Source organism: Mycolicibacterium rutilum, from assembly GCF_900108565.1.
Classification (GTDB): domain Bacteria; phylum Actinomycetota; class Actinomycetes; order Mycobacteriales; family Mycobacteriaceae; genus Mycobacterium; species Mycobacterium rutilum.
In genome coordinates, this window is record NZ_LT629971.1 from 3,763,442 (window position 1) to 3,782,329 (window position 18,888).

Here is an 18,888-nt window from a genome sequence, read left to right on the forward strand (position 1 = left end):
TGTCAACGCCATGAACCTGCGACCAAGCCACCCCGCCGGCAGTGCGCTCGCAGCGCTGGCCGAGCAGGTCGGCGCGGTGCCGACCGGAGGCGGCGGGCTGCCCGACCTGCGCGTCACCGGGGTCACGCTGCGCAGTCAGGACGTCGCGCCGGGGGATCTGTTCGCCGCGCTGCCCGGGGCCGCCGCGCACGGCGCCGAGTTCGCCCGCGACGCCGTGGACCGCGGCGCGGTCGCGGTGCTCACCGATCCCGAGGGGCAGGCCCGCGTCGGCGCCGACTCCGTGCCGGTGCTCGTGCACCCGGCGCCGCGGTCGGTGCTCGGCGAGGTGGCCGCCACGGTCTACGGGCGGCCCTCCGAGCACCTGCGGGTCATCGGGGTGACCGGAACCTCCGGCAAGACCACCACCACCTACCTCGTCGAGGCGGGGCTGCGGGCGGCCGGGCGGGTGGCCGGCCTGATCGGCACGGTCGGCATCCGGGTGGCCGGCCGGGACCAGACCAGCGCGCTCACCACGCCGGAGGCACCTGACCTGCAGGGGCTGCTGGCAGCGATGGTCGAACAGGGCGTCGACACCGTGGTGATGGAGGTGTCCAGCCACGCACTGTCGCTGGGCCGCGTCGACGGCGTGCGGTTCGCAGTCGGCGGCTTCACCAACCTGTCGCGCGACCACCTCGACTTCCACCCGACGATGCGCGACTACTTCGACGCCAAGGCGCGGCTGTTCCACCCGCAATCACCCACGCGCGCCGAGCTTTCGGTGGTGTGCGTCGACGACGACGCCGGCCGCGAGATGGCCAGGCTGGCCGAGTCCCCGGTCACGGTCAGCGCGACGGGACAGGCCGCCGACTGGCGCATCGAGGAGGTCCGCACCGCCGAGCGCGGCGCCCAGGAGTTCTCCGCCGTCGACCCCGCCGGTGTGCACCACGCGCTGCGGATCGGGCTGCCGGGCGGCTACAACGTGGCCAACTGCCTGCTGGCGACCGCCTTGCTGGACGCGGTCGGGGTGTCCCCGGAACAGGCCGCGCCCGGGTTGTGCACCGCGACGGTGCCCGGCCGCCTCGAGACCGTCGACTGCGGCCAGCCGTTCCTGGCGCTGGTCGACTACGCACACAAACCCGGCGCGCTGCAGGCCGTGCTGGAGACGCTGCGGGCGCAGCTCGGCGGACAGGGCCGCCTCGCGGTGGTGTTCGGCGCGGGCGGCAACCGCGACCCGGGCAAGCGGGCGCCGATGGGACGCGTCGCCGCCGACCTGGCCGACCTGGTCGTCGTCACCGACGACAACCCGCGCGACGAGGACCCGGCCGCGATCCGGGCCGCGATCGTCGCCGGTGCGGTCGGCGGTGCCGACATCATCGAGATCGGCGACCGGCGCGCGGCGATCGAGCACGCCGTCGGATGGGCGCAACCGGGCGACGTCGTGCTGGTTGCGGGTAAAGGGCACGAGGCCGGGCAGACCGCGGGCGGGCAGACCCGCCCGTTCGACGACCGGATCGAGTTGGCCGGCGCCCTCGAGGCGGCAGGACACCACGCATGATCGACTTCACGCTCGCCCAGATCGCCGAGATCGTCGGAGGCCGGCTCGTCGACATCAGCCCCGAACAGGCCGCCGCGACCCGGATCACCGGCACCGTCGAATTCGACTCGCGGGCGACCACCCCGGGCGGGCTGTTCCTGGCGCTGCCCGGCGCCCGCTCCGACGGGCACGACTTCGCCGCCACCGCGGTCGAGGCCGGCGCCGCGGCGGTGCTGGCGGCGCGACCGGTGGGCGTGCCCGCCGTCGTCGTCGAACCGACACCCACGCAGAGCGGCGCCGGGGTGCTCGAGCACGACACCGACGGGTCGGGCGCCGCGGTGCTGAACGCGCTGGCCAAGCTGGCCGCCGCGGTGGCCGCCGAACTGGTCGCGGGCGGGCTGACGATCATCGGGATCACCGGGTCGTCGGGCAAGACGTCGACCAAGGACCTGGTCGCCGCGGTGCTTGCCCCGCTCGGCGACGTGGTCGCACCGCCGGGGTCGTTCAACAACGAACTCGGCCACCCGTGGACGGTGCTGCGTGCGACGCGCGCCACCGACTATCTGGTGCTCGAGATGTCGGCGCGGCACCGCGGCAACATCGCCGCGCTGGCCGCCATCGCGCCGCCGTCGATCGCCGTCGTGCTCAACGTGGGCACCGCCCACCTCGGCGAGTTCGGCTCACGCGAAGCCATCGCGGCGACGAAAGGCGAACTGCCGCAATCCGTTCCGGAGACCGGCGCGGTGGTGCTCAATGTCGACGACAGCGCGGTCGCGGCGATGGCGGAGCTGACCGCGGCGCGCGTGGTGCGGGTGGCGCGGGAACCGGCGGAGCGGGTCGACGTGTGGGCCGACGCGGTGACGCTCGACGAACTGGCCCGGCCGCGCTTCACGTTGCACGCCGGCACCGAGCAGGCCGACGTCGCGCTGGCGGTGCACGGCGACCACCAGGTCTCCAACGCGCTGTGCGCGGCTGCCGTGGCGCTCGAGTGCGGCGCGACCGTCGAGCAGGTGGCGGCCGCGCTGGCCACCGCCGGGCCGGTGTCGAGGCACCGGATGGCGGTCAGCACCCGCGCCGACGGCGTCACGGTGATCAACGACGCCTACAACGCCAACCCCGACTCGATGCGCGCGGGCCTCAAGGCGCTGGCCTGGATGGCCCGCGAGGGAGGTGCCCGGCGCCGCAGCTGGGCGGTGCTCGGCGAGATGGCCGAACTCGGCGACGACGCGATAACCGAGCATGACAACATCGGCCGACTGGCCGTGCGCTTAGATGTCTCTCGACTGGTCGTCGTCGGAACCGGGAGGACTATGAGCGCCATGCACCACGGCGCCGTGATGGAAGGCTCGTGGGGGCCCGAGGCCACCATGGTCGCCGACGCCGACGCCGCGCTGCAGTTGCTGCGCGCCGAACTGCAGCCCGGGGATGTGGTGCTGGTGAAGGCCTCCAACGCCGCCGGGCTGGGCGCGCTGGCCGACGCGCTGGCCGACTCACCAGCCGACGAGGATCGGATCCCGCCCGCATGAGGCAGATCCTCATCGCCGTCGGCATCGCGCTGACGGTCTCGATCCTGCTCACCCCGATGCTGATCCGGCTGTTCACCCGGCAGGGCTTCGGCCACGAGATCCGCGAGGACGGGCCGCCGAGCCACCACAAGAAGCGCGGCACCCCGTCGATGGGCGGGGTCGCGATCGTCGCCGGCATCTGGGCCAGCTATCTGGGCACGCATCTGGTCGGCGTGGTGATCGACGGCAGGGGGCCGTCGGCCTCGGGCCTGCTGGTGCTGTTCCTGGCCACCGCGCTGGGGGTGGTCGGCTTCATCGACGACCTGATCAAACTGCGCCGGGCGCGCAATCTCGGGCTGAACAAGACCGCCAAGACCATCGGTATCCTGGCCGCCGCGGTCATCTTCGCGGTGCTGGCGCTGCAGTTCCGCAACGCCGACGGGCTGACCCCGGGCAGCCCCGAACTGTCGTATGTGCGCGAGATCGCCACGGTCACGCTGCCGCCCGCGCTGTTCGTGCTGTTCTGCATCGTCCTGGTCAGCGCGTGGTCGAACGCGGTGAACTTCACCGACGGGCTGGACGGGCTGGCCGCCGGCGCGATGGCGATGGTGTGCGCGGCCTACGTGCTGATCACGTTCTGGCAGTTCCGCAATGCCTGCGCCACCGACCCCGGACTGGGTTGCTACAACGTGCGCGACCCGCTGGACCTGGCGATCATCGCCGCCGCGACGGCCGGCGCGTGCATCGGCTTCCTGTGGTGGAACGCCGCCCCCGCCAAGATCTTCATGGGCGACACCGGTTCGCTGGCGCTGGGCGGCATCATCGCCGGCCTGTCGGTGGCCAGCCGCACCGAGATGCTGGCCGTCGTGCTCGGCGCCCTGTTCGTCGCCGAGGTGGTCTCGGTCGTCGTGCAGATCCTGGCGTTCCGCACCACCGGTAGGCGGGTGTTCCGGATGGCGCCGTTCCACCACCACTTCGAGCTGGTCGGCTGGGCCGAGACGACGGTGATCATCCGGTTCTGGCTGCTGACCGCGATCGCCTGCGGTCTGGGCGTCGCCCTGTTCTACAGCGAATGGCTGACCACGGTCGGTGCCTGACATGGAGGTCCCGCCGCTTCGGCCCGGCGCCCGCGTGCTGGTGACCGGCGCCGGCCTGACCGGCCGCTCGGTCAGCGCCGTCCTGGAGCCCACCGGCGTGCGGCTGACCATCTGCGACGACGATCCGCTGGCCCTGCAGCGGCTGATCACCCCCGCCACCGTCGTCACCACCGCCGAGGCGGAGGCGACGATCGGCGACTACGCGCTCGTCGTCACCAGCCCGGGTTTCGCGCCGACCACCCCGGTGCTGGCCGCCGCGGCCGCCGCGGGCGTGCCGATCTGGGGCGACGTGGAACTGGCGTGGCGGCTCGACGCGGCAGGCTGGTTCGGACCGCCGCGGCGCTGGCTGGTGGTCACCGGCACCAACGGCAAGACCACGACGACGTCGATGCTGCACGCGATGCTGGTGGCCGCGGGCCGGCGGGCGGTGTTGTGCGGCAACATCGGCAACCCGGTGCTCGACGTGCTGCCCGAACCCTCGGACCTGCTCGCCGTCGAGCTGTCGAGCTTCCAGCTGCACTGGGCGCCGTCGCTGCGCCCGGACGCCGGGGTGGTGCTCAACGTCGCCGAGGACCACCTCGACTGGCACGGGTCGATGGCCGCCTACGCCCGCGACAAGGCGCGCGTGCTCGACGGGCGGGTCGCCGTCGCCGGGCTCGACGACCCGGTGGCCGCCGGCCTGCTCGACACCGCCGCGGCGCCCACCCGCGTGGGGTTCCGGCTGGGCGAGCCCGCCGCCGGCGAACTCGGCGTCGTCGACGGCGCCCTGGTCGACCGCGCGTTCGCCGACGGGATCGCGCTGGCCGACGCCGCGACGATCCCCGTCGCCGGGGCCGTCGGGGTGCTCGACGCGCTCGCCGCCGCCGCGCTCGCCCGCGCGGTCGACGTTCCACCCGAGGCGATCGCCGAGGCGCTGGGCGCCTTCCGCGTCGGCAGGCACCGCGCCGAGGTCGTCGGTGTGGTGGACGGCGTCACCTACGTCGACGATTCCAAGGCGACCAACCCGCATGCCGCGCAGTCGTCGATCGCCGCCTACCCGCGGGTGGTCTGGGTGGCCGGCGGCATGCTCAAGGGCGCCTCGGTCGACGACCTGCTCGCCGCGGAGGCGAATCGCCTGGTCGGCGCGGTGTTGATCGGCCGCGACCGGGCCCTGATCGCCGAGGCGTTATTGCGACACGCCCCGGATGTCCCCGTCATCGAGGTTGTGGCGGGGGAGGATTTTGGGGTGCAAGGGACAATTGGGTCGCAAGTTAGTCCTGTTACTAATGTGATCAGAGTTGACGGCGAGGCTTCCGGCCACGCGATCATGAGCGCCGTCGTCGGCGCCGCCCGTGACCTCGCCCGGCCGGGGGACACGGTATTGCTGGCGCCGGCTGGTGCGTCGTTCGACCAGTTCAGCGGCTACAGCCATCGCGGCGACGCGTTCGCCGACGCCGTGCGCGACCTGAGTCGGTAGCCAGTGAGCACCATCGTGACCCGGCTGCGGCTGCGCAGAGCAGGCGCCGAAGCAGAGGGTCCCGAGAAGGCGCCGCCGTCGGAACCGCGCGGCCCGCGCACTCGGTTCGGCACCTGGCTGAACCGCCCGATGACCTCGTTTCACCTCATCATCGCCGTGGTGGCGCTGCTCATCACGCTCGGCCTGACGATGGTGCTGTCGGCGTCCGGTGTCTACTCCTACGACCAGGACGGCACGCCGTGGGCGGTGTTCGGCAAGCAGGTGCTCTGGACGGTCATCGGCCTGATCGGCTTCTACGTCGCGATGCGCGTCCCTGTGCAGGTGATGCGCAGCCTGGCGTTCACCGGGTTCGCGGTCACGATCGTGCTGCTGGTGTTGGTGTTGATCCCCGGCATCGGCACGGTGGCCAACGGGTCGCGCGGCTGGTTCGTGGTCGCCGGGTTCTCCATGCAGCCCTCGGAACTGGCGAAGATCGCGTTCGCGATCTGGGGTGCGCATCTGCTGGCCGCGCGCCGCATGGAACGCGCATCGCTGCGGGAGATGCTGATCCCGCTGGTGCCCGCGGCGTTCATCGCGCTGGCGCTCATCGTCGCCCAGCCCGACCTCGGCCAGACCGTGTCGATGGGCATCATCCTGCTCGGCCTGCTGTGGTACGCCGGCCTGCCGCTGCGGGTGTTCGTGTCGTCGCTGTTCATGGTGATCGTGTCGGCGGCGGTGTTGGCCATGGCGGAGGGCTACCGGTCGGCGCGGGTGCAGTCCTGGCTCAATCCGAGCGCCGACGCCCAGGGGTCGGGGTACCAGGCCCGCCAGGCCCGCTTCGCGCTCGCCAACGGCGGCGTGTTCGGCGACGGCCTCGGTCAGGGCGCGGCCAAGTGGAACTATCTGCCCAACGCCCACAACGACTTCATCTTCGCGATCATCGGCGAGGAACTGGGCTTCATCGGAGCGGCCGGGCTGCTGTGCCTGTTCGGCCTGTTCGCCTACACCGGGATGCGGATCGCACGCCGTTCGGCCGATCCGTTCCTGCGGCTGCTGACCGCGACCACGACCCTGTGGATCATGGGGCAGGTCTTCATCAACGTCGGCTACGTCGTGGGTCTGCTTCCCGTCACCGGGCTGCAGTTGCCGTTGATCTCGGCGGGTGGAACGTCAACGGCGACAACGCTGTTGATCATCGGCATCATGGCCAACGCGGCGCGGCACGAACCCGAAGCGGTGGCGGCGCTGCGGGCCGGTCGCGACGACCGGGTGAACCGGCTGCTGCGGCTTCCGCTGCCCGCGCCCTACGTGCCGACCCGTACCGAGGCGCTGCGCGACCGGCTGCGGACCCGCCAACCCAAGCGGGCCCGCGCGGCCGATCCGAAGAAGCGCCCGCGGACCGGTAAGCCGACGGCCCGCGCCGCCGGCAAGCAGCAGGCCAAGCCCGCGCGTCAGCAGCCGTCGGGCAGCCGCCGCAAACCCCAGACGGGTGGCAGGCCGGTTCGGGCCTCAAGGCATCATGGAGGCGGCCGAACGGACGGAAGCGGGCGGCGGACATTGGAAGGTCAGCGTTACGGGTGAACGATCGCGGGGTGTCCCGATCCGTCGGGCGGCGTAGCGACCGGGGGGTAAGTGTCGTCCTTGCCGGCGGGGGCACCGCAGGTCACGTCGAACCAGCGATGGCGGTGGCCGACGCTTTGATCGCACTCGACCCGCAGGTACGGATCACCGCGCTGGGCACCGAGCGTGGCCTGGAGACCCGGCTGGTGCCCGAGCGCGGATATCACCTCGAGCTGATCACCCCGGTACCGCTGCCACGCAAGCTCACCGGTGACCTGCTGCGGCTGCCCGCGCGGGTGCGACGCGCGGTGCGCCAAACCCGCGCGGTGCTCGACGACGTCGAGGCGGACGTGATCGTCGGCTTCGGCGGGTACGTCGCGGTGCCGGCCTACCTGGCCTCCCGCAGCCGGCGGCGCGGCAGGCGGGTGCCGGTGGTGGTGCACGAGGCCAACGCCAGCGCGGGCTGGGCCAACCGCCTCGGCGCGCGCTCGGCGCAGCGGGTGCTCTCGGCGGTCGCCGACCCGGGCCTCGGCAAGGTCGAGGTGGTCGGCGTCCCGGTGCGGGCGGCGATCACGGCGCTGGATCGCGCGGCACTGCGGGCGGAGGCCCGTGCGCATTTCGGGTTTGCGCCCGACGCGCGGGTGCTGTTGGTGTTCGGCGGGTCGCAGGGGGCGCAGTCGCTCAACCGAGCGGTCGCCGCGGCCGCCAAAGACCTTGCGGCTGAAGGTATCTCGGTGCTGCACGCGCACGGGCCGAAGAACACGCTGGACCTGCCTGAACCCGCCGACGGCGACCCGCCATACCTGGCGGTGCCGTATCTGAACCGGATGGATCTCGCCTATGCGGCCGCCGACCTGGCGATCTGCCGGTCCGGGGCGATGACGGTCGCGGAGCTGACCGCGATCGGCCTGCCCGCGGTGTACGTGCCACTGCCGATCGGTAACGGCGAACAGCGGCTCAACGCGCTGCCGGTGGTCAACGCCGGCGGGGGAGTGCTGGTCGACGACGCGGACTTGTCGCCGGCGTTCGTCGCCGACACCGTGGTGAACCTGATGACCGACAGCGACCGGCTGCAGGCCATGACCGCGGCCGCCGCGATGGCCGGGCACCGCGACGCCGCGCAGCGCGTCGCCGAGATCGCGCTGGACGTCGCCCGCACCGCGGGCCGGAAGCGGTTGTCGTGACCAGCAATTCGTTGCCTGAGGAGTTGCAGCGGGTGCACATGGTCGGCATCGGCGGGGCGGGCATGTCGGGCATCGCGCGCATTCTGCTCGACCGGGGCGGCGCGGTGTCGGGGTCCGACGCCAAGGAGTCGCGGGCGGTGGCCGCGCTGCGGGCACGTGGCGCGGCGATCCGCATCGGGCACGACGCCTCCTCGCTGGACCTGCTGCCGGGCGGGCCGACCGCAGTCGTCACGACCTACGCCGCCATCCCGAAGACCAACCCCGAACTGGTCGAGGCCAGGCGGCGCGGCATCCCGGTGATCCTGCGCCCGGTCGTGCTGGCCAAGCTGATGACCGGTGACACCACGTTGATGGTGACCGGGACGGCCGGCAAGACCACCACGACGTCGATGTTGATCGTGGCGTTGCAGCACAGCGGATTCGACCCGTCGTTCGCCGTCGGCGGCGAGCTCGGTGCTGCGGGCACCAACGCCCATCACGGCAGCGGTGACTATTTCGTCGCCGAGGCCGACGAGAGCGACGGCTCGTTGCTCGAGTACACCCCCGACATTGCGGTGGTGACCAACGTCGAGGCGGACCATCTCGACTACTTCGGCACCGAGCAGGCCTACGTCGAGGTGTTCGACGCGTTCATGGAACGCGTGCGCCCCGGCGGTGCGCTGGTGGCGTGCGTCGACGACCCGGGTGCGGCGGCGCTCGCCGAACGCACTGCGGCGCTGGGGATCCGGGTGCTGCGCTACGGGAGCAGCGGCGACGGCCTGGCGGGCAGGCTCGTCGACTGGGAGCAGCACGGCACCGAGGCGGTGGCCACGGTGCAGCTGGCGGGGGAGTCGCAGCCGCGCACCATGCGGCTGGCCGTGCCGGGCAGGCACATGGCGCTCAATGCGCTCGCGGCGCTGCTGGCCGCGCTGGAGGTCGGCGCGCCGGCCGACGCGGTGCTCGACGCGCTGGCGTCGTTCGAGGGCGTGCGGCGCCGCTTCGAGCTGGTCGGCACGGCGGTCGGCGTGCGGGTCTTCGACGATTACGCGCACCACCCGACGAAGGTGGCCGCGGCGTTGACCGCCGTCCGTACCCTTGCGCAGGAGTCCGGGGGCCGGGCGATCGTCGTCTTCCAGCCGCATTTGTATTCGCGCACAGAGGTTTTCGCGCGGGAATTCGGTGTCGCGCTGAGCGCCGCCGACGAGGTCTTCGTGCTCGACGTCTATGCGGCGCGCGAACAACCCATCGCCGGGGTCAGCGGCCGGACCATCGTCGAACACGTCAGCGCCCCGGTCACCTACCTGCCCGACTTCTCCGCCGTCGCCACGCAGGTAGCTGCGGTCGCCGAACCCAACGACGTCGTCGTCACCATGGGCGCCGGTGACGTGACGATGCTCGGGGCGGAGATCCTGACCGCGCTGCGGGACAAGGCCAACCGCAGCGCGCCCGGCCGTCCGGGGGCGCGATGACCGAGCCGACCGAGAGCCCCGAGACCCCGCCGGATCAGACCGACGAAACCCCCGAAACCGCCGAAGCCACAGAAACCACCGAAACAGCTTCCGTTGCAACCGATTTCGAGGGCCCGCGGCGACGGGCGCGCCGTGAGCGCGAGGAACGCCGCGCCGCGCAGGCGCGGGCCATGGCGATCGAGCAGGCCCGGCGCGAGGCCAAGCGCAAGGTGCTCGGCAAGCCGGCGGGCGAGTCGACCAAGCCCCGCCGCGGTGCGGTCCGGGGACTCAAGGTGCTGATGTGGACGGCGCTGATCAGCGTGCTGGTCGTGGGCATCGGGCTGCTGCTGTACTTCACGCCGATCATGTCGGTGCGCGACACCGTCGTCACCGGGCTGGGCGCGGTGCCGCAGGAGGAGATCGTCGCCGCCGCGGCCGTCGCGCCGGGCACCCCGCTGCTGCAGGTCAACACCGACACGGTCGCCGAACGGGTGGCGGCGATCCGGCGGGTCGCCAGCGCACGGGTGCAGCGGCAGTACCCCTCGACGCTGCGGATCACCGTCGTCGAACGCGTGCCGGTGGTGGTCAAGGACTATCCGGACGGGCCGCACCTGTTCGACCGCGACGGCGTCGACTTCGCGATCGGGGTGCCGCCCCAGGGCGTGCCGTACCTCGACGCCGACACCCCGGGCCCCAACGATCCGCCGACCAAGGCGGCGCTGCAGGTGATGACGTCGCTGCGGCCCGAGGTCGCCGCGCAGGTCGCCAGGATCGCGGCGCCCTCGGTCGCGGCCATCACCCTGCAACTCGTCGACGGCAGGCAGGTCGTGTGGGGTACCACCGACCGCACCGAGGAGAAGGCCGTCAAGCTCGGCGCGCTGCTCACCCAGCCGGGCCGGACCTACGACGTGTCCAGTCCGGACCTGCCGACGGTGAAGTGAGCCGCGCACAGAAAAGTTGCGCGAAAAAATCCGCGCGCGTGTCGGCGCGCCTGCATGGCTAGCCCGCGACCTCGCCTTAGCGTTCTGGTTGCGCTGAACAACTTGACATAACTATAACCCTCTGGTTGAGGTTTAGGGTTTGCCAAACAGCAGTCGGCGTGTCGTCAGGCAACCTGGGAGGAAGGGCGAACGCGATGACCCCCCCACATAACTACCTCGCCGTCATCAAGGTGGTCGGCATCGGCGGTGGCGGCGTCAACGCTGTCAACCGGATGATCGAGCAGGGCCTCAAGGGCGTGGAGTTCATCGCCATCAACACCGACGCGCAGGCGTTGTTGATGAGCGACGCCGATGTGAAGCTCGACGTCGGTCGCGACTCGACCCGTGGTCTCGGCGCGGGCGCCGACCCCGAGGTCGGGCGCAAGGCCGCAGAAGACGCCAAGGACGACATCGAGGAACTCCTGCGCGGAGCCGACATGGTGTTCGTCACCGCCGGCGAGGGTGGCGGCACGGGCACCGGCGGCGCGCCGGTCGTGGCCTCGATCGCCCGCAAGCTCGGCGCCCTGACCGTAGGCGTGGTGACGCGACCGTTCTCCTTCGAGGGCAAGCGGCGCAGCAACCAGGCCGAGAACGGCATCCAGGCGTTGCGGGAGAGCTGCGACACGCTCATCGTGATCCCGAACGACCGGCTGTTGCAGATGGGCGACGCCGCGGTCTCGCTGATGGACGCGTTCCGCAGCGCCGACGAGGTACTGCTCAACGGCGTGCAGGGCATCACCGACCTGATCACCACCCCGGGCCTGATCAACGTCGACTTCGCCGACGTCAAGGGTGTGATGAGCGGCGCGGGCACCGCGCTGATGGGCATCGGCTCGGCGCGCGGCGACGGGCGTGCGCTCAAGGCCGCCGAGATCGCGATCAACTCGCCGCTGCTCGAAGCGTCGATGGAAGGTGCGCAAGGCGTGCTGCTCTCGGTCGCCGGCGGCAGTGACCTCGGGCTGTTCGAGATCAACGAGGCCGCGTCGCTGGTGCAGGACGCCGCGCACCCGGACGCGAACATCATCTTCGGCACCGTGATCGACGACTCGCTCGGCGACGAGGTCCGCGTGACCGTGATCGCCGCGGGCTTCGACTCCGCCGGACCGAGCCGCAAGCCGGTGGTCAGCCCCGCCGAGGGACAAGCGCAGGGGCAAGGCATCGCTCCCGGGCGGGCGGGCAAGGTCGCCACCTCGCTGTTCGACAGCGCCGACCCGGCCAGCGTCCCGGTGCACACCAACGGCGCGACGGTCAGCATCGGTGGTGACGACGGCGGCATCTCCGACGACGACGTCGACGTGCCGCCGTTCATGCGCCACTGATCGAGCGGCGATACTGGCGACCGTGACGGTTCGCATACGGCGCGTGACCACGACGCGGGCCGGCGGCGTCTCCGCGTCGCCGTACGACAGCTTCAACCTCGGCGACCACGTCGGTGACGATCCGGCCGCCGTCGCGGCCAACCGCAAGCGGCTCGGCGAGGCGATCGGGCTGGGTGCCGACGGGATCGTGTGGATGAATCAGGTGCACAGCAGCAACGTCGCCGTCATCGACGACAGCTGGAAAGCCGGCGGGGATCCGATCGACAAAACCGACGCTTTGGTGACCACCAGGCGACGTTTGGCTTTAGCGGTGGTGACCGCCGATTGTGTTCCGGTTTTGTTGGCCGATGCGCGCGCCGGCGTGGTGGCCGGTGCGCACGCCGGCCGGGTGGGCGCGCAGAACGGCATCGTCGTGCGCACGGTCGAGGCGATGCAGTCGCTGGGGGCGCGCGTCGAGGACATCTCGGCGCTGCTCGGACCGGCGGTCAGCGGCCGCAACTACGAGGTGCCCGCGGCGATGGCGGCCGGGGTGGAGTCGGCGCTGCCCGGAAGCCGCACGACGACGGCCAAGGGCACTCCCGGCCTCGATCTGCGAGCCGGGATCGCAAGGCAGCTAACAACTTTGGGCGTCACCGCGATCGACGTCGACCCGCGCTGCACTGTCGCCGACGTCAATCTGTTCAGCCATCGCCGCGGCGCGCCGACCGGACGGCTGGCGTCACTGGTGTGGATGGAGTGACAGACACCGTGTCGACGTCCCGGGAACGTGAACTGGCCGAGAATCTGGCGGCCGTGCGCGAGCGACTGGCCGCTGCCGCGGAGGCCGCCGGACGCGCTGTCGACGAAATCGAACTGCTGCCGGTGACGAAATTCTTTCCGGCCGCCGATGTCATTGTTTTGCGCCGTTTAGGGTGCCCGGCTTTTGGCGAATCCCGCGAGCAGGAGGCGTCGAATAAGGCCAAAGAAATCGCCGAATTAACCGATATCGCGCCGATTCGCTGGCACATGATCGGTCGTATTCAACGCAATAAAGCGCGCGCAGTGGCGGGCTGGGCCTACGCCGCGCACTCGGTCGACAGCGCCAAGCTGCTCGCGGCCCTCGACCGCGCCGCCCGCGAGGCCCTCGACGAGGGGCGGCGCTCCGAACCGCTGCGGGTCTACATCCAGTTGAGCCTGGACGCCGACGAGAACCGCGGCGGCGTCGACATCGACGACCCGCGCGCCGTCGACGACCTGTGCGCAACCGCGCACGATGCGGCCGGATTGCGGCTCGCCGGGGTGATGGCGATTCCGCCGCTGGGCTCCGACGCGGACGCGGCGTTCGCCCGGTTGCAGGCCGAACATCAACGGCTGCAACACGACTACGACCAGCGGCTTGAGCTGTCGGCGGGGATGTCCAGCGATCTTGAACTCGCGGTGAAACACGGCTCGACGTGTGTGCGTGTCGGTACCGCGTTATTGGGGCAACGTCCTCTACCGTCACCAGAAGTAGTCACTCCAGTCACATCTTCATCACAGACACCACAGTCCAGGTCATGAGAAGGGTCGAGCGATGAGCACACTTCACAAGGTCAAGGCCTACTTCGGTATGGCCCCGATGGATGACTACGACGACGAGTACTACGAGGACGACGATCGCGGCGCCTCGCGGGGGTACTCGCGTCGTGGTCGCGACTTCGACGACGACGGTTACCTCGATCGGGGTGCGCCGAGCTCGCGGTTCGACGACCGCGAATACGACGAACCGCCGGCCGGTTACCGCGGCGGCTACGCCGACGAGCGGTTCGAGCCGCGGATGCGCGTGCCGCGCGAGTTCGAGCGGCCCGCGCCCCGGTTCGGCGCGATGCGCGGCGCGACCCGTGGCGCGTTGGCGATGGATCCGCGCCGGATGGCCGAGCTGTTCGAGGCCGGCAGCCCGCTGTCGAAGATCACCACGCTGCGCCCCAAGGACTACAGCGAGGCCCGCACTATCGGTGAGCGGTTCCGCGACGGCACCCCGGTGATCATGGACCTGGTCTCGATGGACAACGCCGACGCCAAGCGGCTGGTGGACTTCGCCGCCGGCCTCGCCTTCGCCCTGCGCGGGTCGTTCGACAAGGTCGCGACCAAGGTGTTCCTGCTGTCACCGGCCGACATCGACGTCACCGCCGAGGAGCGGCGGCGCATCGCCGAAGCCGGCTTCTACGCCTATCAGTAGGTCTCACCGGGGACAGGTAGGCTGGCGTCGCGCTCGAGCTGAACAGCTCGGGCGCTGACCCCTGTATCCAATGTCACACCTCTGCCCCGCAGTGAGGACGGCTGTCGTTGTCGCTCTTCTTCGAGATCCTGGGCTTCGCCCTGTTCGTATTCTGGCTACTGCTGATCGCCCGGGTAGTGGTCGAGTTCATCCGTTCGTTCTCCCGGGACTGGCACCCGAAGGGCGCGACGGTGGTGATCCTCGAGGTGATCATGACGGTGACCGACCCGCCGGTGAAACTGCTGCGCCGGCTCATTCCCCAGCTCACCATCGGTGCGGTGCGGTTCGACCTGTCGATCATGGTGCTGCTGCTCGTCGCGTTCATCGGGATGCAGCTGGCGTTCGGCGCGGCCGCCTGAAAACGCCCGCCGCAGCGCGGGATCCGTATCGGCCGGGTTGCGCAAAACTGCTGTTTGCCGGGGCGGGTTCACACCCTTCAAATGAGCGCAGAAATCGAGTCCGGGCGTCCCCGCATGATTGAAATTCGGTCTTAATTTCAACCTCTTCTGCTACGGCCGCGGCTGGTGTGACAGGATGGACGCCAGTTACGTTCCAACAAGGCTTTACACTTTGAGATCGGTTGACGGTCCAGACTTCAAGGGGGCGACAATGCCGCTCACACCCGCCGACGTCCACAACGTCGCGTTCAGCAAGCCGCCCATCGGCAAACGCGGTTACAACGAGGACGAGGTCGATGCGTTCCTCGACTTGGTGGAGAACGAGCTGACGCGGCTCATCGAGGAGAACACCGATCTGCGGCAGCGTGTAGCCGAACTGGACCAGGAGTTGGCCAGCGCCCGCTCCGGTGGCGCCAGCTCGGGTGGGCAGTCGACGCAGGCGATCCCGCACTTCGAGCCGACGCCCGAGCCGGCGCCGCAGCCCGCTCCGCAGCCGGTCTACGAGGCGCCGTCCGCGCAGGCCAGCGAGGACCAGACGCTCAAGGCGGCCAAGGTGCTCAGCCTCGCCCAGGACACCGCCGACCGGCTGACCAGCACGGCCAAGGCCGAGTCCGACAAGCTGCTCGCCGATGCGCGCGCCCAGGCCGACGCGATGGTCAGCGAGGCCCGTCAGACCGCGGAGACCACCGTCACCGAGGCTCGGCAGCGCGCCGACGCCATGCTCGCCGACGCCCAGACCCGCTCCGAGGCGCAGCTGCGCCAGGCTCAGGAGAAGGCCGACGCGCTGCAGGCCGACGCGGAGCGCAAGCACTCCGAGATCATGGGCACCATCAACCAGCAGCGCACCGTGCTCGAGGGTCGCCTCGAACAGCTGCGCACCTTCGAGCGTGAGTACCGCACCCGGCTCAAGACCTATCTGGAATCGCAGCTCGAGGAGCTCGGGCAGCGCGGCTCGGCCGCGCCGGTGGACTCCAGCGCCGGAAACGATGGTGGCGGCGGGTTCAACCAGTTCAACCGGGGCAACAACTGAATCCACTTCAACCGAGGGTTGATCAATGCTGATCGTCGCGCTCGTCCTCGCTGTCATCGGCCTTGCGGCGCTGGTGACCGCCGTCGTCACCAGCAATGAGCTGATCGCCTGGGTCTGCATCGCGGCCAGCCTGGTGGGTGTGGTGCTGCTCATCGTCGACGCCGTGCGGGACCGGTCCAAGGGCAGAGCCGACGACGCCGGGGCCGGTGCCGCCGAGCCCGAACCCGAGGTCGAGTACTACGAGGACTACCCCGACGAGGACACCACCGCGGTGGCCGAGCCGGACCCGGCTGATACTTATTCCGACTCTGCGGACGCCGAGACCACCGTCGTGGAACAGGCCGAGACCGACGAGGACGCCAGCCGCTAAACCGTTGGCGCAGCGAGCAATTCACGGACCTCGTCGTCGCTGACCTGATGGAAGTCCTCGAACACCTGACCGACCGCCTCGAACCCGGGCGGAGTCGACGCGCACACCACGTCGTCGGCCTCACGAGCTAACTCGGTACACGCCGACGCCGGGCCGACCGGCACGGCGACGATCACCTGCGCGGGCCGCTGAGCCCGCACCGCGCGCACCGCGGCCATCATGCTGGCGCCGGTGGCGATCCCGTCGTCGACGAGCACCGCGATCCGATCCTGCAGGTCCGCCGGCGGCCGGTCGCCGCGGTAAGCCCGTTCGCGGCGGTGCAGTTCCTCGGTCTCCCGGGCGATCGCGTCGTCGATGTCCTCGTCCCGGATCCCGAGGCTGCGCACCAGGCTGTCGTTGATCACGACGCCGCCGCCGCTGGCCAGCGCACCCATCGCCAGCTCCTGCCACTGCGGCACCCCGAGCTTGCGGACCAGGAAGACATCGAGCGGGGCGCGCAGCGCGTGGGCCACCTGCCAACCGACCGGCACACCGCCGCGCGCCAGGCCCAGCACCACGAGGTCGCGGCCGCGGTAGGACGCCAACTCGCCGGCCAGCACCTCGCCGGCCTCGCGCCGGTCCCGGTAAACGCGCTTGACGTTGCGACGGGCCAGGCCGCTCCATCCGCTCATCACAGTCCCTCCGGTGGTCGGGACATCGTCAGCCTACGACTGCGGATACCCGACCCGGACGCAATCCACCACCGCGGCAGCGACGAATATCAGGTCATGGGGATCGAATTCGAGAGCGTCGTCGACCATCCGCTCGACGAGGTGTTCGGCTGGCACACCCGCCCGGGCGCGATGCGTCGACTGGTGCCGCCGTGGCAGCCGATGACGGTGGTCGCCGAGACGACATCGCTGGCCGACGGGCGCGCGGTGCTCGGCCTGCCCGGCGGGCTGCGGTGGGTGGCCCAGCACGATCCGGCCGGCTATGACCCGCCGCGCCGGTTCGTCGACACGCTGTCCTCGGCGGGCCCCGCCTCCTGGCCGCCGCGCCTGGTCAGCCGCTGGACCCACACCCACGACTTCGCCGCCGTCGGGCCCGGGACGCGCGTGCACGACCGCGTCGACACCCCCGTCCCCGCGGCGGCGCTGCGGGCGACCTTCGTCTATCGGCACCGCCAGCTCGCCGACGACCTGGCCGCGCATCGAGCCGCGGCCGACGCCGGGCTGCGGCCGCTGGTCATCGCCGTCACCGGCGCGTCCGGCCTGGTCGGCACGGCGCTGACCGCGTTCCTCAGGACCGGCGGGCACCGGATCGTCCGGCTGGTGCGCCACCGGCCCACCGGCGCCGACGACCGGCAGTGGGATCCCGACCGCCCCGCCGCCGACCTGCTGACCGGTGTCGACGCGGTGATCCACCTGGCCGGGGCGTCGATCGCGGGACGGTTCACCGACCGGCACCGGCGCGCGATCCGGGACAGCCGCATCGAGCCGACCCGCCGGCTCGCCGAGCTGGCCGCCCAGACCGCTGACGGTCCGCGGACCTTTGTGAGTGCCTCGGCGATCGGCATCTACGGGTTCGACCGCGGCGACGCGGTGTTGACCGAGGACAGTGTGCGCGGCGACGGGTTCCTCGCCGACGTGGTGGCCGACTGGGAAGAGGCGACGACGCCCGCGGCCGACGCCGGGTTGCGGGTGGTGGCGGTGCGCACCGGGATCGTGCAGTCCGCCCGGGGCGGGACGCTGCGGCTGATGCGGCCGCTGTTCGCGGCGGGGCTCGGCGGCCGGCTGGGCGACGGCAGGCAGTGGCTGGCCTGGATCGGGTTGGACGACCTGCTCGACGTGTATCACCGCGCGCTCTACGACGAGCGGCTCACCGGGCCGGTCAACGCGGTCGCGCCCGAACCCGTCCGCAACGGCGAGTACACCGCGACGCTGGCGAACGTGGTGCACCGGCCCGCGCTGGTGCCGGTGCCGTCATTCGGTCCGCGGCTACTGCTGGGAGAGCAAGGTGTCCGCGAGCTCGCCGAGGCCAGCCAGCGGGTGGCGCCGGCGAGACTCGAGTCGCTGGGGCACCGGTTCCGCCGCCCGCAGTTGCGCGACGCGCTCGCTCACGAGCTCGGGCACGGCTGATGCACCACCCGGGTGACGAAGTTGCCGACCAGCTGCTTCACCCGGGATGCGTCGGCGAACGTCGTTGTCTGCGAACGTAGTTCGTCGTGGCTGAGGCCGAACTCGGCGAGCTCGCCGTCGTCGATCGCCAGCCAGAGCTCCAGCAGCGAGCGGTCCACCTCGGGGTGGAATTGCAGCGCCAGCGTGCGCCCCAGCAGGAACGCCTGCGACGCGTCGGCGGTGCGCGCCACCTCGACCGCACCCGGCGGGAGCGTCCACCGGTCGTAGTGCCACTGAAACCACCGGCCTGCCGGTATCAGGCTGTCATCGGCCGATTCGACGTCGTACCAACCGATCTCGGGTGCCGGAGAGCGCGCCACCGAGCCGCCGAAGGTCTGGGCCAGCAGTTGACCGCCGAAACACACACCGAGAAGGGCGACCCCCGCGTCGGCGGCGTCACGCAGCATCGCCATCTCCGTCGACACCCACGTGTCCAGCAGCGCCGGGTCGTAGACCGGCCAGGTGGCGCCGAGCGGCACGACGACGTCGTAGCCGGTGGGGTCGGGGAAGACCACCTCGCCGGCCGGTTGCGCACGACGGTCGGCGGGCACCACTTCGAAGGTGTCGACGTCGAAGCCGTGTTCGGTGAACGCCTCACCGAGCAGGGCCTCGGTCGCCAGATGCTCGTTGTAGAGGAACAGAACCTTCTCGGACACGGCGCCATTATCGCCGTAGCGG

General features: G+C 71.1%; 18 protein-coding genes. 16 read left to right on the forward strand and 2 right to left on the reverse strand.

Going from position 1 to position 18,888, the window contains the following annotated elements; genetic code table 11:
- Positions 1-10: 10 nt before the first annotated feature.
- The 15 genes from BLW81_RS18250 to BLW81_RS18320 all read left to right on the forward strand — a co-directional run bounded on the left by BLW81_RS18250 (position 11) and on the right by BLW81_RS18320 (position 16,054).
- Positions 11-1,534: a UDP-N-acetylmuramoyl-L-alanyl-D-glutamate--2,6-diaminopimelate ligase gene (locus BLW81_RS18250; protein ID WP_083408393.1), complete on the forward strand. Its 1,524-nt coding sequence runs from the start codon at positions 11-13 to the stop codon at positions 1,532-1,534.
- Positions 1,531-3,039, forward strand: a complete 1,509-nt coding sequence (locus tag BLW81_RS18255) for a UDP-N-acetylmuramoyl-tripeptide--D-alanyl-D-alanine ligase (RefSeq protein ID WP_083408394.1) — start codon at positions 1,531-1,533, stop codon at positions 3,037-3,039. Before BLW81_RS18250 ends, BLW81_RS18255 begins: the two co-directional genes overlap by 4 nt.
- The gene (mraY, locus tag BLW81_RS18260) at positions 3,036-4,115 is read left to right on the forward strand and encodes a phospho-N-acetylmuramoyl-pentapeptide-transferase (RefSeq protein ID WP_083408395.1); all 1,080 of its coding nucleotides are present in this window, start codon (positions 3,036-3,038) and stop codon (positions 4,113-4,115) included. The genes BLW81_RS18255 and mraY overlap by 4 nt, the downstream gene beginning before the upstream one ends.
- 1 nt (position 4,116) lies before the next feature.
- Entirely contained in the window at positions 4,117-5,571 is a 1,455-nt protein-coding gene (murD, locus tag BLW81_RS18265) for a UDP-N-acetylmuramoyl-L-alanine--D-glutamate ligase (RefSeq protein ID WP_083408396.1), read from the forward strand.
- 3 nt (positions 5,572-5,574) lie between these two features.
- The gene (gene ftsW / locus BLW81_RS18270; protein ID WP_083408397.1) at positions 5,575-7,131 is read left to right on the forward strand and encodes a putative lipid II flippase FtsW; all 1,557 of its coding nucleotides are present in this window, start codon (positions 5,575-5,577) and stop codon (positions 7,129-7,131) included.
- Positions 7,128-8,294, forward strand: a complete 1,167-nt coding sequence (murG, locus tag BLW81_RS18275; protein ID WP_083408398.1) for an undecaprenyldiphospho-muramoylpentapeptide beta-N-acetylglucosaminyltransferase — start codon at positions 7,128-7,130, stop codon at positions 8,292-8,294. Before ftsW ends, murG begins: the two co-directional genes overlap by 4 nt.
- Positions 8,291-9,742: a UDP-N-acetylmuramate--L-alanine ligase gene (gene murC, locus BLW81_RS18280; RefSeq protein ID WP_083408399.1), complete on the forward strand. Its 1,452-nt coding sequence runs from the start codon at positions 8,291-8,293 to the stop codon at positions 9,740-9,742. Before murG ends, murC begins: the two co-directional genes overlap by 4 nt.
- Positions 9,739-10,662, forward strand: coding sequence for a cell division protein FtsQ/DivIB (locus BLW81_RS18285; RefSeq protein ID WP_083408400.1), 924 nt, complete (start codon positions 9,739-9,741; stop codon positions 10,660-10,662). Before murC ends, BLW81_RS18285 begins: the two co-directional genes overlap by 4 nt.
- Before the next feature lie 194 nt (positions 10,663-10,856).
- Positions 10,857-12,020: a cell division protein FtsZ gene (ftsZ, locus tag BLW81_RS18290; protein WP_083408401.1), complete on the forward strand. Its 1,164-nt coding sequence runs from the start codon at positions 10,857-10,859 to the stop codon at positions 12,018-12,020.
- A 22-nt stretch (positions 12,021-12,042) separates the two neighbouring features.
- Complete coding sequence (pgeF, locus tag BLW81_RS18295; RefSeq protein ID WP_173839642.1) at positions 12,043-12,759, forward strand: peptidoglycan editing factor PgeF; 717 nt, start codon at positions 12,043-12,045, stop codon at positions 12,757-12,759.
- Positions 12,756-13,559: a YggS family pyridoxal phosphate-dependent enzyme gene (locus tag BLW81_RS18300; RefSeq protein WP_083408403.1), complete on the forward strand. Its 804-nt coding sequence runs from the start codon at positions 12,756-12,758 to the stop codon at positions 13,557-13,559. Before pgeF ends, BLW81_RS18300 begins: the two co-directional genes overlap by 4 nt.
- A gap of 13 nt (positions 13,560-13,572) precedes the next feature.
- Positions 13,573-14,217 carry a cell division protein SepF gene (locus BLW81_RS18305; protein ID WP_083408404.1) on the forward strand — a complete coding sequence of 215 codons (645 nt, stop codon included), beginning with the start codon at positions 13,573-13,575 and terminating at the stop codon, positions 14,215-14,217.
- 107 nt (positions 14,218-14,324) lie between these two features.
- Complete coding sequence (locus BLW81_RS18310) at positions 14,325-14,615, forward strand: YggT family protein (RefSeq protein WP_067215360.1); 291 nt, start codon at positions 14,325-14,327, stop codon at positions 14,613-14,615.
- A gap of 250 nt (positions 14,616-14,865) precedes the next feature.
- Positions 14,866-15,684, forward strand: a complete 819-nt coding sequence (gene wag31, locus BLW81_RS18315) for a DivIVA-like cell division protein Wag31 (protein WP_083408405.1) — start codon at positions 14,866-14,868, stop codon at positions 15,682-15,684.
- 25 nt (positions 15,685-15,709) lie between these two features.
- Positions 15,710-16,054, forward strand: coding sequence for a hypothetical protein (locus tag BLW81_RS18320; RefSeq protein WP_083408406.1), 345 nt, complete (start codon positions 15,710-15,712; stop codon positions 16,052-16,054).
- Here BLW81_RS18320 and BLW81_RS18325 read toward each other — a convergent pair.
- On the reverse strand, positions 16,051-16,725 hold the full coding sequence (locus BLW81_RS18325) for a phosphoribosyltransferase (RefSeq protein ID WP_083408407.1): 675 nt from the start codon (positions 16,723-16,725) through the stop codon (positions 16,051-16,053). The two genes, BLW81_RS18320 and BLW81_RS18325, sit on opposite strands and share 4 nt — an antisense overlap.
- Before the next feature lie 96 nt (positions 16,726-16,821).
- Here BLW81_RS18325 and BLW81_RS18330 point away from each other — a divergent pair, with 96 nt between their 5' ends.
- Complete coding sequence (locus BLW81_RS18330; RefSeq protein ID WP_083408408.1) at positions 16,822-18,171, forward strand: TIGR01777 family oxidoreductase; 1,350 nt, start codon at positions 16,822-16,824, stop codon at positions 18,169-18,171.
- Here the strand turns inward: BLW81_RS18330 and BLW81_RS18335 are convergent.
- Positions 18,150-18,866 (reverse strand): type 1 glutamine amidotransferase, encoded by a 717-nt coding sequence (locus BLW81_RS18335; protein WP_083410633.1) that lies wholly within the window; start codon positions 18,864-18,866, stop codon positions 18,150-18,152. The two genes, BLW81_RS18330 and BLW81_RS18335, sit on opposite strands and share 22 nt — an antisense overlap.
- Between the last annotated feature and the right edge of the window lie 22 nt (positions 18,867-18,888).